The following is an 18,777-nucleotide window of genomic DNA, read 5'->3' on the forward strand; positions in this document are numbered from 1 at the left end:
GAGCAAATATCTCAAACGTGACTCGTAAGCCAGTTTTGAGATACTGATTGGTTGTGCCTTTCACTCACACCCAGCAAGTGGCGTCCCCTAGGGGATTCGAACCCCTGTTGCCGCCGTGAAAGGGCGGAGTCCTAACCGCTAGACGAAGGGGACACGGAGTGTCACGACTTCGCAGCCGTCTTGCTTCTTTACGTTCATCAGACAATCTGTGTGAGCACTACAAAGGCAGGTTCTTTAAGGTAAGGAGGTGATCCAACCGCAGGTTCCCCTACGGTTACCTTGTTACGACTTCACCCCAGTCATGAATCACAAAGTGGTAAGCGCCCTCCCGAAGGTTAAGCTACCTACTTCTTTTGCAACCCACTCCCATGGTGTGACGGGCGGTGTGTACAAGGCCCGGGAACGTATTCACCGTAGCATTCTGATCTACGATTACTAGCGATTCCGACTTCATGGAGTCGAGTTGCAGACTCCAATCCGGACTACGACGCACTTTATGAGGTCCGCTTGCTCTCGCGAGGTCGCTTCTCTTTGTATGCGCCATTGTAGCACGTGTGTAGCCCTACTCGTAAGGGCCATGATGACTTGACGTCATCCCCACCTTCCTCCAGTTTATCACTGGCAGTCTCCTTTGAGTTCCCGGCCTAACCGCTGGCAACAAAGGATAAGGGTTGCGCTCGTTGCGGGACTTAACCCAACATTTCACAACACGAGCTGACGACAGCCATGCAGCACCTGTCTCAGAGTTCCCGAAGGCACCAATCCATCTCTGGAAAGTTCTCTGGATGTCAAGAGTAGGTAAGGTTCTTCGCGTTGCATCGAATTAAACCACATGCTCCACCGCTTGTGCGGGCCCCCGTCAATTCATTTGAGTTTTAACCTTGCGGCCGTACTCCCCAGGCGGTCGACTTAACGCGTTAGCTCCGGAAGCCACGCCTCAAGGGCACAGCCTCCAAGTCGACATCGTTTACGGCGTGGACTACCAGGGTATCTAATCCTGTTTGCTCCCCACGCTTTCGCACCTGAGCGTCAGTCTTTGTCCAGGGGGCCGCCTTCGCCACCGGTATTCCTCCAGATCTCTACGCATTTCACCGCTACACCTGGAATTCTACCCCCCTCTACAAGACTCTAGCCTGCCAGTTTCGAATGCAGTTCCCAGGTTGAGCCCGGGGATTTCACATCCGACTTGACAGACCGCCTGCGTGCGCTTTACGCCCAGTAATTCCGATTAACGCTTGCACCCTCCGTATTACCGCGGCTGCTGGCACGGAGTTAGCCGGTGCTTCTTCTGCGAGTAACGTCAATCACTGTGGTTATTAACCACAATGCCTTCCTCCTCGCTGAAAGTACTTTACAACCCGAAGGCCTTCTTCATACACGCGGCATGGCTGCATCAGGCTTGCGCCCATTGTGCAATATTCCCCACTGCTGCCTCCCGTAGGAGTCTGGACCGTGTCTCAGTTCCAGTGTGGCTGGTCATCCTCTCAGACCAGCTAGGGATCGTCGCCTAGGTGAGCCGTTACCCCACCTACTAGCTAATCCCATCTGGGCACATCTGATGGCAAGAGGCCCGAAGGTCCCCCTCTTTGGTCTTGCGACGTTATGCGGTATTAGCTACCGTTTCCAGTAGTTATCCCCCTCCATCAGGCAGTTTCCCAGACATTACTCACCCGTCCGCCACTCGTCACCCGAGAGCAAGCTCTCTGTGCTACCGTTCGACTTGCATGTGTTAGGCCTGCCGCCAGCGTTCAATCTGAGCCATGATCAAACTCTTCAATTTAAGTTTGATGCTCGTGAATTAAACTTCGTAATGAATTACGTATGTTCACTCAGAGACTTGGTATTCATTTATTGTCCGAAGACATTAAGAATCCATGTCACTTTGAGTGCCCACACAGATTGTCTGATAAATTGTTAAAGAGCAGTGCAACGCGGCTTTCGCTCACCGTTGCGAGGTGGCGTATATTACGCTTTCCTCTTTCAGAGTCAAGCGATTATTTCACGCTTTTCTCTGCTGACCCGGCGGCTTGTTTGCCGTTGTTCCGTGTCAATGGAGGCGCATTATAGGCAGTTATTCCCGACTGGCAAGTGCAAAGTGAAAATTATTTTTCAACCGCTCACTTTCCAGGCAAATCCGTATCCGGACCACCATTTTTGCCTGGTTTTTAAACAAAAACGAGCCCCAAGGGGCTCGTTTTTGCCGTTTTGTGACTTACTGCACTGCCACAATCTGATCGTCTTTCTTCACCAGTTGAATTGTTTTGCCCGGTAACAGCTTCCCGGACAGGATTTGCTGCGCCAACGGGTTCTCTATCTGCTGTTGAATGGCGCGTTTTAAAGGGCGCGCCCCGTAAACCGGATCGTATCCATTTGCGCTAAGAAGTTGCAGCGCATCATCCGCAATCTGCAGTTCATATCCACGCTCTTCCAGGCGTTTATACAAACGTTGCAGTTGAATACGCGCAATAGAAGCAATGTGTTTTTCACCCAACGGATGGAAGACCACCACTTCATCGATACGGTTGATGAACTCAGGACGGAAGCTGTGGCTAACCACGCCCAGCACCAGATCCTTCATATGACCGTAATCCAGTTCCCCGAAGCGTTCCTGAATCAGATCGGAACCCAGGTTCGAGGTCATAATAACCACTGTGTTACGGAAATCGACCGTTCTGCCCTGCCCGTCCGTCAGGCGGCCGTCATCCAGCACCTGCAACAGAATATTGAAAACATCCGGATGGGCCTTTTCAACTTCGTCCAGCAGGATGACCGAGTAAGGGCGACGGCGAACCGCTTCTGTCAGGTACCCACCCTCTTCATAACCGACATATCCCGGAGGTGCACCCACGAGACGCGACACGGAGTGTTTTTCCATAAACTCGGACATGTCGATACGCACCATCGCATCATCACTGTCGAACATAAAGTTCGCCAGCGCCTTACAGAGCTCCGTTTTACCCACACCGGTCGGCCCGAGGAACAGGAAGGAGCCAATCGGACGGTTAGGATCCGACAAACCAGCGCGGCTACGGCGAATAGCATTCGACACGGCTTCAACCGCTTCATCCTGGCCAATCACGCGATGATGAAGGTCTTCCTCCATACGCAGTAATTTGTCGCGCTCGCTCTCCATCATTCTGGCTACCGGGATCCCGGTCCAGCGCGCCAGTACTTCAGCAATTTCCGCATCCGTCACTTTATTACGTAACAGACGCATGGTTTTGCCTTCAGCCTGGGTTGCTGCAGCCAGCTGTTTTTCCAGTTCCGGAATTTTGCCGTACTGCAATTCGGACATTTGCGCCAGGTCGCCCATGCGACGAGCCTGCTCGATAGCGATCTTCGCCTGCTCCAGCTCGGCTTTAATGGTCTGGGTACCGGAAAGAGAGGCTTTCTCAGCTTTCCACTCTTCCTCTAACACCGAATACTGACGCTCTTTATCGCCCAGCTCTTCATTAAGCATATCCAGGCGCTTTTTACTCGCTTCATCAGACTCTTTCTTCAGCGCCTGCTGCTCTAGCTTGAGCTGAATGATTCGGCGATCGAGTCGGTCCAGCTCTTCCGGCTTGGAGTCAATCTGCATACGAATACTGGAAGCCGCTTCATCGATAAGGTCGATTGCTTTGTCAGGCAACTGTCGATCGGCAATATAACGATGCGACAAGGTTGCAGCCGCCACGATGGCCGGGTCGGTGATCTGCACATGGTGGTGCAGCTCATAGCGTTCTTTCAGGCCACGGAGGATCGCGATGGTATCTTCCACTGAAGGCTCAGCAACAAACACTTTCTGGAAGCGACGTTCAAGAGCGGCATCCTTTTCGATGTACTGACGATATTCATCAAGCGTGGTAGCCCCGACGCAGTGCAGCTCACCACGTGCGAGCGCCGGTTTCAGCATGTTCCCGGCATCCATGGCGCCGTCGGCTTTACCTGCCCCAACCATCGTATGCAGTTCATCGATGAACAGGATGACATTGCCTTCCTGTTTCGCCAGATCGTTGAGCACGCCTTTCAGGCGTTCTTCAAATTCACCCCGGTATTTAGCCCCCGCCACCAGCGCGCCCATATCCAGCGCGAGTACACGGCGACCTTTTAAACCCTCGGGAACTTCACCATTGACGATACGCTGGGCCAGCCCTTCAACGATGGCGGTTTTACCGACGCCCGGTTCACCAATAAGTACCGGGTTATTTTTGGTGCGACGCTGCAGAACCTGAATCGTGCGGCGGATCTCTTCGTCACGGCCAATGACCGGGTCAAGCTTGCCCTGCTCGGCACGCTCAGTCAGGTCAACGGTATATTTTTTCAATGCCTGACGCTGGTCTTCGGCACCCTGATCGTTCACGCTCTCACCTCCGCGCATCTGGGCAATCGCCTGGGTCACGTTAGCGGTGGTTGCGCCAGCCGTTTTCAGCAGGTCGGTCAGCGTGCCACGTGATTCAAGCGCCGCCAGAATAAAAAGTTCTGACGAAATAAAGTTGTCGCCGCGTTTCTGCGCAAGTTTGTCGCAAAGATTCAGCACGCGGACCAGATCCTGAGACGGCTGCACATCTCCGCCTGTACCTTCTACCTGCGGTAAACGGCTCAGAGCCTGATCGATAGCTGTACGTAACTGCCCCGCATTAATGCCGGCAGATGTCAGTAAAGGACGTACCGATCCCCCTTCCTGATTCAGCAAGGCGCTCATTAAATGAAGTGGTTCGATAAACTGATTGTCGTGCCCCAGTGCGAGAGACTGGGCATCGGCGAGAGCAAGCTGGAATTTATTAGTAAGACGATCCAGACGCATAACTCCTCCCATAACAGGTCAAAATTGCTACTGGAGATTAAATGAGGTCATCCCTCAATTATTCAAGGTGAATGACCTGAATTATGCGAAAAGAAAACGGCGCGTGCCGGATCGTCTTGATTCTATAGGTTATATCAGCCAAATGAAACTTGCCATACGTCCTGTCGTCTTGTCGCGGCGCCAGGAAAAGAAATCATCTTTTTCAGTAACGGTGCAGCGATCGCCGCCATAGACCTGGCTGATCCCAAGATTTGTAAGGCGCTGGCGGGCAAGCTGATAAATGTCCGCCATATATTTATCTCCCGCCGGGCAAAAAGCGTTTTCCGCCTGCGGATCGTGCGCCATAAAGGCTTCGCGCACTTCCGGGCCCACCTCAAAGGCTTGTGGCCCAATGGCCGGGCCAAGCCAGGCGATGATGTTATCCGCACTGTCAGCAAAGCAGGCAACAGTCTCTTCCAGCACGCCAGCGCATAATCCGCGCCAGCCAGCATGCGCGGCGGCTACTTCGGTGCCCGCACGGTTGCAGAAAAGCACCGGCAGGCAGTCGGCGGTCATGACGGCACACACTGTGCCCGGAGTATTGCTGTAAGAGGCATCCGCACGTTTCGAAGCGTACGGCTCTCCGGTGAGGCGGAGCACAGCGGTACCATGTACCTGTTCCAGCCAGACCGGCTTAGAAGGCAACTGGCCTGCCGCAAACAACCGCTTACGATTCTCTTCGACATGATCGAGGTTATCGCCGCAGTGAGCCCCCAGGTTTAATGATTCCCAGGCTCCCTTACTCACGCCCCCGATGCGGGTTGAACTGCAGGCCGCCACGCCCTCTGGCGCTGGCCACTCCGGGACAATCAGTTTGGTCATAACCAGTCCACGTCATCCTTATGTTCTTCAAAATCGGCACGCATGGCGTCGATGAGTTCCACCATATCCTGTGGGATTGGCGCGTGCCACTCCATCTCGATTCCGGTGATCGGATGATAGAGACGCAGCATTGTGGCGTGCAGAGCCTGACGATCGAATTTACGCAGCATGGCGATGAAGGCTTCAGATGCGCCTTTCGGCGGACGCGGACGGCCACCGTAAAGCTGATCGCCCACCAGCGGATGGGTGATATGCGACATATGAACACGGATCTGGTGAGTACGGCCCGTTTCCAGACGCAGACGCAGGCGCGTATGGATCCGGAAATGCTCCATGATGCGGTAGTGCGTGACTGCCGGTTTACCCATGGGATGGACAGACATATGGGTACGCTTGGTCGGATGGCGGCTGATAGGCTGCTCAACCGTGCCGCCCGAGGTCATATGGCCAATGGCCACCGCTTCGTACTCACGGGTGATTTCACGCAGCTGCAGGGACTCCACCAGACGCGTCTGCGCCGGAATGGTCTTCGCCACGACCATCAGGCCGGTAGTGTCTTTATCCAGGCGGTGAACGATCCCCGCACGCGGTACGTCAGCGATAGGCGGATAGTAGTGCAGCAGCGCATTCAGCACCGTGCCATCAGGATTGCCTGCACCAGGGTGGACAACAAAATCGCGTGGCTTGTTGATGACCAGGATGTCGTCATCTTCATAGACGATATTCAGCGGGATATCCTGAGGTTCAAAACGGACTTCTTCTTCGATGTCAGCATTGATGGCGACCACTTCCCCACCCAACACTTTCTCTTTTGGCTTGTCCCAGATCTTGCCGTTTACCAGCACGCGCTGGTCAAGGATCCATTCTTTTATGCGTGAACGCGAATAATCAGGGAACATTTCGGCCAAAGCCTGATCTAAGCGTTGTCCGAGCTGTTTTTCGGAGACTGTTGCGGTGAGTTCTACTCGTTGTGCCATAGACTGCTTCTTCGTTTAACGTTGGGTTTTACGGCTTTGCCGTTTAATATAGTGTGCTATTGTAGCTGGTCTTAATCGGGAGCAGGAAAGAGATTCTCCCGGACAAACATTTGAGGAAAGTCAAAACGTCATGACGCGCATGAAATATCTGGTGGCAGCGGCCACGTTGAGCCTGGCTTTGGTAGGCTGCTCCGGTTCGAATGAACAGGTCCCTGACAATCCGCCGAATGAAATCTATGCGACTGCTCAGCAAAAGCTGCAGGACGGTAACTGGAAACAGGCGATAACGCAACTGGAAGCGCTGGATAATCGCTATCCATTTGGCCCGTATTCCCAGCAGGTACAGTTGGATCTGATCTACGCCTACTATAAAAATGCCGATCTGCCACTGGCCCAGGCGACGATTGATCGCTTCATGCGTCTGAATCCGACCCATCCGAATATCGACTACGTAATGTACATGCGCGGCCTGACCAACATGGCACTGGACGACAGTGCGCTGCAGGGCTTCTTCGGCGTCGATCGTTCCGACCGTGACCCTCAGCACGCACGCGATGCGTTCAATGACTTCTCTAAGCTGGTCCGCGGCTACCCGAACAGTCAGTACGTAACGGATGCCAGCAAGCGTCTGGTGTTCCTGAAAGACCGTCTGGCGAAGTACGAATACTCTGTGGCGGAATACTATACCCGCCGTGGCGCATACGTTGCCGTCGTGAACCGTGTTGAAGGCATGCTGCGTGATTATCCGGATACCCAGGCAACGCGTGATGGTCTGAAGCTGATGGAAAACGCCTATCGCCAGCTGCAGATGACATCCCAGGCAGAAAAAGTGGCGAAAATCATTGCCGCTAACAGCAGCAGCTCCTGATCCTTTCGTAAGATGCAAAACGGCAGCCCCCGGGCTGCCGTTTTTTTATCCGTTTTCGCACTAAGCTGAAGCGGTTTAGCCCGCACGAATCCTATCAACTATGGCCGCTATTTCTTACTTCGACAAGGTAAATCTTATCTCTTCCTGTCCTGCCTCACAAAAAGAATCCGTTGACAAAAAGTGACATTAAAATGTGATCCACATCACACAAATTGACATTAAGAACGGTATGCTGGAATCACCAAGACGGGAAAGACAAGAGGTAAAATTTATGACAATGAACATTACCAGTAAACAAATGGAAATTACTCCGGCAATCCGCCAGCACGTCGCAGACCGTCTCGCCAAACTGGATAAATGGCAAACACACCTGATTAACCCGCATATCATCCTCTCTAAGGAGCCACAGGGTTTCATCGCTGACGCAACTATCAATACTCCAAACGGCCATCTGGTCGCCAGCGCGAAACATGAAGATATGTACACCGCCATCAACGAATTGATTAACAAGCTGGAACGGCAGCTCAATAAAGTGCAACACAAAGGTGAAGCCCGTCGCGCCACAACATCGGTGAAAGACGCCAGCTTCGCAGAAGAAGTTGAAGATGAGTAATCCCTTACATTGAGTCTATCGCCAACGCGCCTTCGGGCGCGTTTTTTATTGACAGGGTGAAAACAGTGCAGGTACTTTAAGTCTGTCTTCTTAAGGAATCATCCATGACCGTTAAGCCGTTCTTCTTCGCATTCTTTTTTACCTTCCCCTGATTGGGAGGCGTTTCGTCGTGTGATAAAGAATGCGAAGACGAACAACAAGGCCTCCCACACCGGGGGGCCTTTTTTATTGATAACGATAAATGACAAAGGCAACGCTATGACATCGGAAAACCCGTTACTGGATCTGCGAGATAAGATCAGCTCACTGGATGAAAAATTGCTTTCGCTACTGGCTGAACGCCGGGCGCTTGCCGTCGAGGTTGGTAAAGCGAAGCTGGCATCACATCGTCCGGTACGTGACATCGATCGAGAGCGCGACCTGCTGGAACGCCTGATTAACCTCGGTAAGACGCACCATCTGGATGCGCACTATATCACCCGCCTGTTCCAGTTGATTATCGAAGATTCCGTCCTGACACAGCAGGCGTTGCTGCAGCAGCATCTGAATAAAACCAATCCTCACTCGGCGCGTATTGCCTTCCTGGGGCCAAAAGGTTCCTATTCCCACCTCGCCGCACGTCAGTATGCTGCCCGTCATTTCGAAGAGTTTATTGAGAGCGGCTGCGCGAAGTTCGCTGATATTTTCAATCAGGTAGAAACCGGTCAGGCGGATTACGCCGTCGTACCGATTGAGAACACCAGCTCCGGGGCGATCAACGACGTTTACGATTTGCTTCAGCACACCACCCTGTCGCTGGTCGGCGAACTGACGATCCCCATCGACCACTGCGTACTGGTCTCCGGCACCACCGACCTCGATAAAATCGAGACGGTCTACAGTCATCCTCAGCCCTTCCAGCAGTGCAGCCAGTTCCTGAACCGCTATCCAGGCTGGAAAATTGAGTATACCGAGAGCACCTCGGCAGCAATGGAAAAGGTCGCGCAGGCCAATTCTCCAGCCGTTGCCGCGCTGGGCAGCGAAGCGGGTGGGGCGCTGTATGGCTTACAGGTGCTGGAACGTAACCTGGCGAACCAGACGCAGAACATCACCCGTTTCATCGTCCTGGCGCGTAAAGCAATCAACGTTTCCGATCAGGTGCCGGCGAAAACTACCCTCCTGATGGCAACGGGCCAGCAGGCGGGTGCGCTGGTTGAGGCCCTGCTGGTACTGCGTAATCACAATCTGATTATGACCAAACTGGAATCTCGCCCGATTCATGGCAACCCATGGGAAGAGATGTTCTATCTCGATATTCAGGCCAACCTGGAATCTGCATCCCTGCAGAAAGCCCTGCGTGAACTGGGTGACATTACCCGTTCAATGAAAGTGCTTGGCTGCTATCCGAGCGAAAACGTCGTGCCGGTCGATCCGGCTTAACGCGTAATAAACGGCCCCTTTTTTACCCCTGCCACGCTGACGGGCAGGGTGAAAATGGCGCCGGAAAGAGGATATTCCGCCACTTCCTGCGGCTCCATATTCTCACGGGTGGTGGTGATAAACAGCGTCTGCATATCCTCACCACCAAAACAGACCATCGTCGGGTAGCGCACTGGCAAACGGTACTCTTCCAGTTGCTCCCCCCGCGGTGAAAAGCGTGCGATGCGCCAGCCATCGAACAGCGCACTCCAGTAACAGCCCTCCACATCCACCGCCGCGCCGTCCGGTATGCCCTCTCCCGGCTGGAACCGACGAAAGACTTCCCGTTTACCCGGTTCGCCCTGCTCGTCCAGCGGGGTACGGTAGATCACCGCGTTGGGCGTGTCAGAGGTGTACATCCAGCGGCGGTCATCGCTGAATGCCAGGCCGTTATGACCGTGGATATCACACTGAATAACCTCCGGTGTCAGGTCATTATCGATACGCATCAGCAAAGCGCCGTTGTAATCGCCCGGCGCCCAGAACGTGCCCGCGTAGAAGCGGCCAAAGTGATCGGTTCCCCCGTCATTAAAGCGCGCCAGCTGCGGGTTCGACGGGTTATCGCACACTTTTCGCTGCAGCAGCCCGTGCTTGTCCGTCAGCCAGATGGCGTTGCGCATGGCGACAATGAAGCCCCCTCCTTCACGTAAGGCAAAACAGCCCACCTCTTCGTGGAAAGATAAAACGCGGTGTTCACCTGTCGGCAAATGATAGCGGTGGATCTCGCCTTCCAGGATGTCCGCCCAGTAGAGCGCGTTTTCTGCTTCGCTCCAGGTCGGGCATTCCGGTAGATGCCCCGTGTAATCAAACAGAACGTGTGGTTCAGCCATGACAAATCCCCAAAATGAAAAAAGCCAGCAGTGCTGGCTTTCAGTATATACATCATCGGATTACTGGCGACTGTCATTCGCCTGCCGCAGCAGAATGCGGCTTTCGCTCTGGAAGCGCTGGGCGTAATCGCCAAACCAGTGCTCGACCTTACGGAAACTGTCGATAAAGGCCTGCTTATCGCCCTGCTCCAGCAGGGTGATCGCCTCGCCAAAACGCTGGTAGTAACGTTTAATCAGCGCCAGGTTGTTGCCCGAGGACATAATGATATCCGCGTACAGCTGGGGATCCTGGGCAAACAGCCGCCCGACCATCGCCAGTTCGAGGCGATAAATCGGAGACGACAGCGACAGCAGTTGCTCAAGCTGCACGTTCTCTTCCGCCAGATGCAGGCCATAGGCGAAGGTCGCGAAGTGACGCAGCGCCTGGATAAAGGCCATGTTCTGATCATGCTCGACGGCGCTGATACGGTGCAGTCGCGCGCCCCATACCTGAATCTGCTCCAGGAACCACTGGTAGGCTTCCGGCTGACGCCCATCGCAGTAGACCACAACCTGCTTCGCCAGGCTGCCGCTGTCCGGGCCGAACATCGGGTGCAGACCCAGTACCGGGCCATTATGTGCGGCCAGCATCGCCTGCAGTGGACCATTTTTTACCGAAGCCAGGTCAACCAGAATGCAGTCTTCCGGCAGCGGCGGCAGGCTGGCAATAATCTCTTCCGTAACGTGAATCGGTACGCTGACAATCACCATACCCGCATCGGCTACCATCGCCTGCGCCTGGGACCAGTCATCTTTTTCAAGAATGCGCACCTGATAGCCAGAAAGCGTCAGCATCTTCTCGAACAGACGCCCCATCTGTCCGCCGCCGCCAACAATGACCACAGGACGCAGCGTTGGACAAAGGGTTTTAAATCCCTTGTCGTTTTCGCTGGAGTACGACTCGCGCATCACGCGGCGCAGTACATCCTCAATCAGATCCGGTGAGACCCCCAGCGCCTGGGCCTCTTTACGGCGTGAAGCCAGCATCGAGGCCTCACGCTCTGGCACATAAATCGGCAAGCCGTATTTACTTTTGACTTCACCTACCTCGGCGACCAGCGCCATACGACGCGCCAGCAAATCCAGCAGCGCCTTATCTACCTCGTCAATTTGATCGCGCAGGGCGGTCAATTCAGCAACCATAACTAACCTCTTAAGCCAGACGCGTCGCCAGCTGGCCGTTCAAATCTTTGTGGATCTCACGCAGCAGCGCATCGGTGGTTTCCCAGCTGATGCAGGCATCCGTTACGGATACCCCGTGCTTCATGGCGCTGCGTGGCTGCTCAGATGACTGATTGCCCTCATGGATGTTGCTCTCAATCATCAGGCCAATGATCGAACGGTTGCCATCTTTAATCTGCGCGACGACGGATTCCGCCACCGCAGGCTGACGACGGTAATCTTTGTTGGAATTACCATGACTGCAATCTACCATCAGCGCCGGGCGCAGTCCTGCCTGTTCCATCTCTTTTTCACACTGAGCGACATCTGCCGGGCTGTAGTTAGGTGCCTTACCGCCGCGCAGGATAACGTGTCCATCCGGGTTGCCCTGGGTCTGCAGCAGGCAAACCTGGCCTGCCTGGTTGATGCCGACAAAACGGTGCGGCATGGCAGCGGCACGCATCGCGTTAATGGCTGTCGCCAGGCTGCCATCGGTACCGTTTTTGAAACCGACCGGCATAGAGAGGCCCGATGCCATTTCACGGTGCGTCTGGGATTCCGTGGTACGCGCGCCGATTGCTGACCAGCTAAACAGGTCGCCCAGGTATTGCGGACTGTTTGGATCCAGCGCTTCGGTTGCCAGCGGCAGCCCCATGTTCACCAGCTCCACCAGAAGATTACGCGCAATTTTCAGACCGGCTTCCACATCAAACGAGCCATCCATGTGAGGATCGTTAATTAACCCTTTCCAGCCGACGGTGGTACGGGGTTTTTCAAAATAGACGCGCATGACCAGGTAGAGGCTATCGCTGACCTCCTCGGCCAGGGCTTTAAAACGATGCGCATATTCGATGGCTGCTTCGGGATCATGAATAGAGCACGGACCACATACCACCAGCAGACGCGGATCGCGCCCGGCAATAATGTCGGAAATGGTCTGGCGGGAGTGCGCAATTTGCGCCTCTTGCTCAACGCTCAGCGGGAACTCCGCCTTCAGTTGATCCGGAGTGATCAGAACATGTTCATCAGTAATATGTACGTTATTCAGCGCGTCTTTTTGCATGATTGCGATCCTGGAAGCTCGTTTGCGATAGTGGTTTCCTCACTGAGGAAGCCCAACGATACCATAACAAGTAAAGATTTCAATCCAAAATACGTAAATAATACTTTACAACACGCGATTTAATGCAAAAAACATTCGATTAAACTGTAACGTAAAAATTACATCCCGCATTCTTAACGCCAGGCTATGCTCAATGAAAAAAGGAGAATGTTGTATGCGTCCGATCGTTATCTCGCTTCTGGGTCTGCTGCTTACCGCCTGCCAGATTGATCCTTATACCCATCAGCCTGACTGGACGGGCACCGACTGGTATGATGCCGGAAAAGAAGATGCCCTGGGCGGCGTGGCCGTTAAATCCAGTGAATCACTTGCCGCTAATTTTAACGACCCTAAGGTGGACCGCCCGGCCTATCTCAAAGGATATAAAGAGGGGCAGGAGAAAATATGTCAGGAAAATTTCGTTTACGCCTGGGGATTAGCAGGGAAAATATTCCCCGCCAGCTGTGATACCGCGGATAACGCCACTCAACTCCGTACCGCCTGGCAGCAGGGAATGGATGAAGGAACAAAAGCCAGCCGTTTAAATTAATCCCCTTCAGATACGCCGGGAAAAATAAAACCTCAGATTTTACTTAAGTCACCGACCACAATTCCGGCGTAATGACTGCCCGCGTAAAAAATGGTATTCTTACGCCGAAACTTAAGGGCAAATATTTCCAGAGTGGTATGGCGGATTCTGGTGGGTAACTTTTTTCTCATTTCCTGGTGCCGGGTAGCCCTGGTGCTGATGCTGTTATTATCCTGCGAACACGCTATTGGCGGAACATTATCCAGAACGGATAAATCGGTACGTTCAATTGTCTCCGGGATCGTCAGTTATACCCGCTGGCCTAGCCTCTCGGGTCAGCCAACCCTGTGCATTTTTTCCTCTTCCAGCCACATTGAGGCGCTCAGTGTTCAAGGTCCGGACGCGCTGCCCTACATTCCCGTGATTATTCATAGCGATCAGGAAGCCCTGGGAGCAGGTTGCAACGCGCTCTATTTTGGCAGTGAGTCCCCGAGCGCCCAGCTTGAATTAAGCACTGCGTTTAATGCCAGGCCGTTACTGTTAATTGCGGAGCAAAATTCGCAATGCGTAATTGGCAGTGCTTTTTGCCTGATAATTGATAATACACGGGTCAGATTTTCCGTAAATCTGGATGTGCTGTCGCGCAGCGGAGTCAGAGTCAATCCTGATGTGTTAATGCTTGCCCGGAATACGAAGGATGAATAAGGAATTTACATCAGCGCCTCGTCTGACGTTCAAAAGGACCCTGAGGCGCATCAGTATAATTAGCGTCCTCATTACGATGACGCTTGTCTGGTTATTATTGTGTATCGCTTCGGTGGTATCACTGAAACAGTACGCACAACGAAACCTGGAATTAACCAGCGCCACGGTAAGTCGTAGTCTGGAGGCGACGCTGGTGTTCAATGATACAACCGCCGCCAATGAAGCGCTGGCCACTCTTGGCAAACAGGGGCAGTTTTCTTCTGCGGTACTGCTGGACCGCTACGATCATCCTTTTGCCACATGGTCGATGGGGCCGAACGATCGGGCCGATCCCCTCAGTAAACTGGTCAGCCAGTGGTTATTCCCTCAGCCCATCCGACAGCGCGTCTGGCATAACAACCTGCCGATTGGTGAGTTACATCTTACCGCGCGTGACAGCCTGATCAGCCACTTCCTCTGGACCTCCCTGGCGGTGTTAACCGGCTGCATCCTCTTTGCCGCCATGGTGGCGTTAATTATTACCCGTACCCTGCATAACGGCGTTGTCACTGCCCTGCAGAACATAACCGAGGTGGTGCACGACGTCCGGTCAAACCGTAACTTCTCCCGCCGGGTATCCGAGGAGCGCATTGAAGAATTTCACCGTTTTGGTCAGGACTTCAACAGTCTGCTGGATGAAATGGAGGAGTGGCAGCTAAAGCTTCAGGCAAAAAATGCCCAGCTGCTGCGCACTGCCATGCATGACCCGCTTACCGGCCTGGCGAACCGGGCGGCTTTCCGTACCAGTATTACCGCGCTGATGAATGACTCCTCAGCGCGAACCCACTCCGCCCTGCTCTTCCTGGATGGCGATGACTTTAAGCTGATTAACGATACCTGGGGGCACGCTGCCGGAGACAGTGTACTGATTGAAGTGGCCCGCCGCATGGTCGAGTTTAGCGGCGAGCGTCATCAGCCCTATCGCCTGGGCGGAGATGAGTTTGCCATTATTCTGTCTGACATCCATTCGGAACACGAGGTTCTGCGCCTCTGCGCCGCGCTGACGCAACAGTTCAGCCCGTCATATGACCTGCAAAACGGTCTCAGCACCAGAATGTCATTCAGCATTGGCTTCGCGCTGAGCTGGGAGCACCACTCCGTTGAAAGCTTACTGGATCAAGCCGACCGGAATATGTATCTGGTGAAGCATCAGCGTTCTAAAAACACTGCATAGAAGGGAACATATTATGTTAAGGCGATACGCCACACCGCTGTTGATGGCATCAATGCTGCTGGCGGGATGCCAGGCGCCACAGGGCAAATTTACCGCTGAGCAGATCGCCGCCATGAAATCCTACGGCTTTAACGAGACTAACGGCGACTGGTCACTTGGGCTCTCGGCGAAGATCCTGTTTGGTAAAAACGAGTATCAACTGCGCCCGGAAAGCGAACAGCAGATCAAAAGTATGGCATCGCGTCTTGCAGCCACTGGCCTGACGCATGCGCGGATGGACGGGCATACGGACAACTACGGCGAAGAGAGCTACAACAAAGATCTCTCCCTGAAGCGGGCCAATGTGGTTGCCGATGCCTGGGCCCAGGGGGCGGCTATTCCGCGCAGCAACCTGACGACACAGGGCTTAGGTAAGCAGTACCCCGTTGCGGACAACAAAACCGCCCAGGGACGTGCCGAAAACCGCCGCGTTGCGGTGGTCATCAGCACGCCCTGAGTGATTACTCTGGCGTTTCGGCCAGGGCTAATCCTGATGCCCCCCGCCAGCGCAGCCAGTCAATGACGATAAACAGCACGAGGCTGCATCCCATGACCGGCATCGCCAGCCCCAGTAAAACGGCGATAACGACAGTGACGAAACGCCCCCACAGCGGCAACGCCAGCCAGCTCTGACACAGGGTCTGGGCGGGATCGGTTGCCGTCTGGCGGGGCCTGCGCATCCACCACATCCGGTATCCCCATACAATCATCACGCACAGCGCGACGCCAAAGGCTGCCAACACCAGCTGGTTTGGCAGACCAAACAGCACGCCCATATGGAAATCCACCCCCCAGCGGGTCAGTTTGGCCATCAGCGGGTAATCCGCAAAACGGGTGCGATCGATGACTGCCAGGGTCGCGGGGTCAACGGCCACCGCATCAACCTGCGTCGGCCAGCGACGATCGATCTCCGTCACCGTCCACGCCGTCGACTCACTCTTTGCCGGGCGGATCTCCAGCTTCGTAGCGTTGATCCCCGCCGCTTTGGCCGCCTGCAGCACGCCGTCGTAAAGCGCCGGATCGGGCTTCATCTGCGGCATGGGCATCGACATGTGATGACCATGATGCTCCGCATGCGGATCGGCGATTTCCGCCGGCCCCTGCAGCTGCGTTTTCACCTGCGGTGTGAGCCAGTTCATCTCTGCCCGCAGCTTATCTACGTTCCCCCCCGCCCACTGGGACCAGGTCAGGCCGGTCGCCGAGAACAGCAGCATGCCCAGCAGCAAACACCAGCCGAGGGTGACGTGCAGGCGACGGCGGTTCTGAAAGCGGTTATTGATGCGCCGTTTTGGCCGGGTATAAAACCACAGCGCAATCCCGCCCAGCGCGGCAATCCACATCCAGGATGCGGCCAGTTCGCTGTAGAGACGCCCTGTGTCGCCCAGCATTAGTGACTGATGCAGATAATCGATTTTCTGGCGGAACGGCAAAATACCGCTGGTGCCGTAGACGGTCATATCTCCCCGCACCTCAAGACTGACCGGATCGATAAAGATGGCCCGGTTCTCCGAGGCCTTCAGCATCGGGTCGGCATACATCACCCGGGTGGTTTCTCCGTCGGCCAGCCCCGGACGAACCGCATGCAGGCGTAACTCTCCGCCGGTCACCTTTTCCGCCACAGCGATCTGCTCCGCAAGCGGGCGCGCTGTCCCCTGCGTCTCGCTGAACAGGGCGTGATGATATAGCGCGTTTTCCAGCTGCGGCGTGGCGACATACAGCGTTCCGGAGAGCGCAGCGATAAAGATAAAGGGCCCGACAAACAGACCAATATAGAAGTGAAGACGACGCAGCAGGTTGCCCCATGCTGCGCGCGAAGTGCAGGTAGTCATGCTTTCCCTTTTTTTCAGGCAAAAAGTTATCGATACACCGGGGTGTACGTTTTTTTATGTGGATTAAGCAGACAGGTGCGGCGGGGCGCGGGTATCGGGGCAGAGCCAGGGAAAGAAATGCCAGTGGCGGACGGCGGGACGCGGTGGCGTCAGTCGCTGTCTGAGTAATACTGCACACAGCAGCATCACCAGTGCCAGCATCACCCCAGGAACATGAGCCAGCAGCACGCAGTAGCCACAGGCTTCGGCATGATCGACCGGCATGCTTTCGGGAGGGGTATGGTGCTCTGTCATCATACTCATCTCATGATGCATGCCGGGCATCGCGCTCATGGGATCCTTTTGCAACGAGACAGAGACCAGCGGGGCAAAGACGATCATCAGGATCGCAAATAACGCGAGACCTGTCGCGATACGTTGCCATGTTGCCTGATGCCGTTTAGTCGTCACTTACCCTCCGTTAACGCAGGGGCATTGTAAACGATTTATGACTAAGAAGTTAACGCGCGCGGCCCAAAGAGATAAAAAAAGGGCCGGCCTTTCGGCCAGCCCTTTTTACAGGATGTCGCTTAAGCGAATCTTAGTTCAGACGCTCTTTAATACGAGCAGACTTACCAGTACGCTCACGCAGGTAGTACAGTTTAGCTTTACGTACAGCACCACGACGTTTAACAGCAATGCTGTCAACTACCGGAGAGTGAGTCTGGAAGACACGCTCAACGCCTTCGCCGTTGGAAATTTTACGAACAGTGAATGCAGAGTGCAGACCGCGGTTACGGATAGCGATAACCACGCCCTCAAATGCCTGCAGACGTTTTTTGGAACCTTCAACAACCCATACTTTCACTTCCACGGTATCACCCGGACGGAAGGAAGGTACGTCCTGCTTCATCTGCTCTTGTTCAAGTTGCTTAATAATGTTGCTCATAATTTAATCTCTTATCCTGGGTAAACTGATATTCGGGGGCCTCAGGCCATCCCATCATGTTTCTGCTGCTGGTGCGCATGTTCAGTTTTGAACTCGGCCAGCAACTTTGCTTGCTCTTCAGTCAGAGCCAGGTTTTCCAGAAGTTCAGGTCTTCTAAGCCAGGTACGGCCCAGCGACTGTTTCAGACGCCAGCGACGAATCTCAGCATGGTTTCCCGACAGTAATACCGGCGGTACGTCCATCCCTTCTAACACTTCAGGACGGGTATAGTGTGGACAGTCCAGCAATCCATCAGCAAAAGAGTCTTCTGTTGCTGAAGCTTCATGGCCCAGAACCCCCGGAATGAACCGGGAAACCGAGTCAATCAGCGTCATTGCCGGTAACTCACCACCGCTGAGAACGTAATCGCCGATAGACCATTCTTCGTCAATCTCGGTTTGAATTACGCGCTCATCTATCCCTTCGTAGCGACCACACACCAGAATCAGTTTCTGATTCGTTGCCAGTTCGCTGACGCCCGCTTGATCAAGCTTGCGTCCCTGAGGTGACAGATAAATCACCTTTGCGCCTTCACCTGCCGCGGCTTTTGCTGCTGCGATGGCATCCCGTAAGGGTTGAACCATCATGAGCATCCCCGGTCCGCCGCCGTAAGGACGATCGTCCACGGTACGGTGCCGGTCATGCGTGAAGTCACGTGGACTCCAGCTTTCGATGCTCAGCAGGCCATTTTTTACTGCCCGGCCAGTTACCCCGTAATCAGTAATCGCGCGGAACATTTCAGGAAACAGGCTAATAATGCCAATCCACATAGCGCCGTCTTTTACCGTTTTCAGGAGAAT

At 54.3% G+C, this 18,777-nt stretch carries 18 protein-coding genes, 1 tRNA gene, 1 rRNA gene and 1 other annotated feature; of the genes, 8 read left to right on the forward strand and 12 right to left on the reverse strand.

Features of this window, described 5'->3' with window-relative positions:
* Positions 1 to 78: 78 nt before the first annotated feature.
* The 5 genes from NB069_RS16620 to rluD form a co-directional block, all read right to left on the reverse strand.
* Positions 79 to 153, reverse strand: a tRNA-Glu gene (locus NB069_RS16620).
* Between the two features lie 87 nt (positions 154 to 240).
* A 16S ribosomal RNA gene (locus NB069_RS16625) occupies positions 241 to 1,780 on the reverse strand.
* Between the two features lie 432 nt (positions 1,781 to 2,212).
* A complete protein-coding gene (gene clpB / locus NB069_RS16630; protein ID WP_250585317.1) occupies positions 2,213 to 4,786 on the reverse strand; it encodes an ATP-dependent chaperone ClpB in 2,574 nt (857 codons plus the stop codon).
* A gap of 129 nt (positions 4,787 to 4,915) precedes the next feature.
* A complete protein-coding gene (yfiH, locus tag NB069_RS16635) occupies positions 4,916 to 5,647 on the reverse strand; it encodes a purine nucleoside phosphorylase YfiH (protein WP_250585319.1) in 732 nt (243 codons plus the stop codon).
* Positions 5,644 to 6,624 carry a 23S rRNA pseudouridine(1911/1915/1917) synthase RluD gene (gene rluD, locus NB069_RS16640; RefSeq protein ID WP_250585321.1) on the reverse strand — a complete coding sequence of 327 codons (981 nt, stop codon included), beginning with the start codon at positions 6,622 to 6,624 and terminating at the stop codon, positions 5,644 to 5,646. The genes yfiH and rluD overlap by 4 nt, the downstream gene beginning before the upstream one ends.
* A gap of 130 nt (positions 6,625 to 6,754) precedes the next feature.
* Between rluD and bamD the strand changes: the two genes are divergently transcribed.
* The 4 genes from bamD (at position 6,755) to pheA (ending at position 9,524) form a co-directional block, all read left to right on the forward strand.
* Positions 6,755 to 7,492 carry an outer membrane protein assembly factor BamD gene (bamD, locus tag NB069_RS16645; RefSeq protein ID WP_250585323.1) on the forward strand — a complete coding sequence of 246 codons (738 nt, stop codon included), beginning with the start codon at positions 6,755 to 6,757 and terminating at the stop codon, positions 7,490 to 7,492.
* Between the two features lie 271 nt (positions 7,493 to 7,763).
* A complete protein-coding gene (gene raiA, locus NB069_RS16650; RefSeq protein WP_250585325.1) occupies positions 7,764 to 8,105 on the forward strand; it encodes a ribosome-associated translation inhibitor RaiA in 342 nt (113 codons plus the stop codon).
* A 103-nt stretch (positions 8,106 to 8,208) separates the two neighbouring features.
* Positions 8,209 to 8,334, forward strand: a sequence feature (Phe leader region).
* Positions 8,210 to 8,257 carry a hypothetical protein gene (locus tag NB069_RS16655; protein ID WP_193767862.1) on the forward strand — a complete coding sequence of 16 codons (48 nt, stop codon included), beginning with the start codon at positions 8,210 to 8,212 and terminating at the stop codon, positions 8,255 to 8,257. Its footprint overlaps the feature before it by 48 nt.
* A gap of 29 nt (positions 8,335 to 8,363) precedes the next feature.
* The gene (gene pheA, locus NB069_RS16660) at positions 8,364 to 9,524 is read left to right on the forward strand and encodes a bifunctional chorismate mutase/prephenate dehydratase (protein ID WP_250585327.1); all 1,161 of its coding nucleotides are present in this window, start codon (positions 8,364 to 8,366) and stop codon (positions 9,522 to 9,524) included.
* Here the strand turns inward: pheA and NB069_RS16665 are convergent.
* From NB069_RS16665 to aroF, 3 genes are read right to left on the reverse strand one after another with little or no spacing between them, the layout of a single operon-like run.
* Positions 9,521 to 10,393, reverse strand: a complete 873-nt coding sequence (locus NB069_RS16665; protein ID WP_250585329.1) for an SMP-30/gluconolactonase/LRE family protein — start codon at positions 10,391 to 10,393, stop codon at positions 9,521 to 9,523. The genes pheA and NB069_RS16665 overlap by 4 nt on opposite strands.
* A gap of 60 nt (positions 10,394 to 10,453) precedes the next feature.
* Complete coding sequence (tyrA, locus tag NB069_RS16670; RefSeq protein WP_250585331.1) at positions 10,454 to 11,575, reverse strand: bifunctional chorismate mutase/prephenate dehydrogenase; 1,122 nt, start codon at positions 11,573 to 11,575, stop codon at positions 10,454 to 10,456.
* Between the two features lie 10 nt (positions 11,576 to 11,585).
* Positions 11,586 to 12,656: a 3-deoxy-7-phosphoheptulonate synthase AroF gene (gene aroF, locus NB069_RS16675; protein WP_250585333.1), complete on the reverse strand. Its 1,071-nt coding sequence runs from the start codon at positions 12,654 to 12,656 to the stop codon at positions 11,586 to 11,588.
* 214 nt (positions 12,657 to 12,870) lie between these two features.
* Between aroF and NB069_RS16680 the strand changes: the two genes are divergently transcribed.
* The 4 genes from NB069_RS16680 (at position 12,871) to NB069_RS16695 (ending at position 15,638) form a co-directional block, all read left to right on the forward strand.
* A complete protein-coding gene (locus NB069_RS16680) occupies positions 12,871 to 13,245 on the forward strand; it encodes a DUF2799 domain-containing protein (protein WP_250585335.1) in 375 nt (124 codons plus the stop codon).
* Positions 13,246 to 13,443: 198 nt separating this feature from the next.
* Positions 13,444 to 13,929: a YfiR family protein gene (locus tag NB069_RS16685; protein ID WP_250589534.1), complete on the forward strand. Its 486-nt coding sequence runs from the start codon at positions 13,444 to 13,446 to the stop codon at positions 13,927 to 13,929.
* Positions 13,922 to 15,142, forward strand: coding sequence for a diguanylate cyclase DgcN (gene dgcN / locus NB069_RS16690; RefSeq protein ID WP_250585337.1), 1,221 nt, complete (start codon positions 13,922 to 13,924; stop codon positions 15,140 to 15,142). The genes NB069_RS16685 and dgcN overlap by 8 nt, the downstream gene beginning before the upstream one ends.
* Positions 15,143 to 15,155: 13 nt before the next feature.
* Entirely contained in the window at positions 15,156 to 15,638 is a 483-nt protein-coding gene (locus NB069_RS16695; RefSeq protein WP_250585339.1) for an OmpA family protein, read from the forward strand.
* Positions 15,639 to 15,642: 4 nt separating this feature from the next.
* Here the strand turns inward: NB069_RS16695 and NB069_RS16700 are convergent, their stop codons facing one another.
* From NB069_RS16700 to trmD, 4 genes are all read right to left on the reverse strand, one after another.
* The gene (locus tag NB069_RS16700; protein ID WP_250585340.1) at positions 15,643 to 17,010 is read right to left on the reverse strand and encodes a PepSY-associated TM helix domain-containing protein; all 1,368 of its coding nucleotides are present in this window, start codon (positions 17,008 to 17,010) and stop codon (positions 15,643 to 15,645) included.
* Positions 17,011 to 17,073: 63 nt separating this feature from the next.
* A complete protein-coding gene (locus NB069_RS16705; RefSeq protein ID WP_250589535.1) occupies positions 17,074 to 17,391 on the reverse strand; it encodes a DUF2946 domain-containing protein in 318 nt (105 codons plus the stop codon).
* A 199-nt stretch (positions 17,392 to 17,590) separates the two neighbouring features.
* Positions 17,591 to 17,938 carry a 50S ribosomal protein L19 gene (gene rplS / locus NB069_RS16710; protein ID WP_002914145.1) on the reverse strand — a complete coding sequence of 116 codons (348 nt, stop codon included), beginning with the start codon at positions 17,936 to 17,938 and terminating at the stop codon, positions 17,591 to 17,593.
* A gap of 41 nt (positions 17,939 to 17,979) precedes the next feature.
* Positions 17,980 to 18,747, reverse strand: coding sequence for a tRNA (guanosine(37)-N1)-methyltransferase TrmD (trmD, locus tag NB069_RS16715; RefSeq protein ID WP_250585342.1), 768 nt, complete (start codon positions 18,745 to 18,747; stop codon positions 17,980 to 17,982).
* Between the last annotated feature and the right edge of the window lie 30 nt (positions 18,748 to 18,777).

This window comes from Leclercia adecarboxylata (assembly GCF_023639785.1).
In the GTDB taxonomy this organism is placed as follows: Bacteria; Pseudomonadota; Gammaproteobacteria; order Enterobacterales; family Enterobacteriaceae; genus Enterobacter; species Enterobacter adecarboxylatus_D.